At 72.0% G+C, this 722-nt stretch carries 1 pseudogene; it reads right to left on the bottom strand.

What is annotated here, in order from left to right:
• Window positions 1-292 (bottom strand): annotated as a pseudogene (locus ABD327_RS37350) (hypothetical protein); the annotation flags it as partial.
• Window positions 293-722 lie beyond the last annotated feature (430 nt).

Below are 722 nucleotides of genomic sequence, written 5' to 3'. Positions count from 1 at the left end.
GCAGCGGCTCCCCGTCCCCGTCCAGCCAGGACCGCAGTCGCCAGGTGATGAACGATGCCGGGTTGCGCAGCTCGGCCACGTCGTAGGCGCTCCACGGGACGCCGTCCGGCTGGTGGTCGACGGCGTACAGCACGTCCCGCCCGGTCCACCCGGCCCGCCAGAAAGGCGTCAGGACGCTGCGCAGGGCCCGCGCCGAGGCCCTCCGGAACAGCGGGGAGGCGGCCCGCAGGGCCTCAGCGGCCCGCAGACGCTGGCGCTGGGTCCACCCGCCGCACGGCACGGGCTCGCTCAACGGCCGTGCCGGAGCGTCCGGAAACACCCTCTTCGCTGAGTCTTCAGTCCTTTTGTCTGATTCACTCTCGGGAGCGTCGTCGGACAGATCCCCGCCCGCGCCTCGCGCGTGCGCCCGCGAAAGGTTCTCTTCATCAGTAGAGAGAGCCTCCGGAGGTAGGGGTCCGAGTTTCATACACATGCTGGAAGAGGCGTCTGTGGACAGGGCGGGGTGGGCGTCAGGGTCGGCGGGGGGGATGTTGTCCGGGGCGGTGTCCTCGGTCGGCTCCGGAGAGCCCTTGGGCGCGTCCTCGGCCGCCTTCCGGGCGTCTTCCAGCGGGATGCACAGGAGGTATTCGGCGGCGCGGTTGCCCTCCCCGGCGTGCGGGTCGGCCACGGGGAACAGCAGCCCGGCCCGGATCGCCTCGGTCGTGCCGGTCTCCACGGTGGCC

The sequence above is a fragment of the Actinocorallia aurantiaca genome (assembly GCF_039533685.1).
Classification (GTDB): domain Bacteria; phylum Actinomycetota; class Actinomycetes; order Streptosporangiales; family Streptosporangiaceae; genus Actinocorallia; species Actinocorallia aurantiaca.
This window is presented reverse-complemented; position numbering and strand designations above follow the sequence as displayed.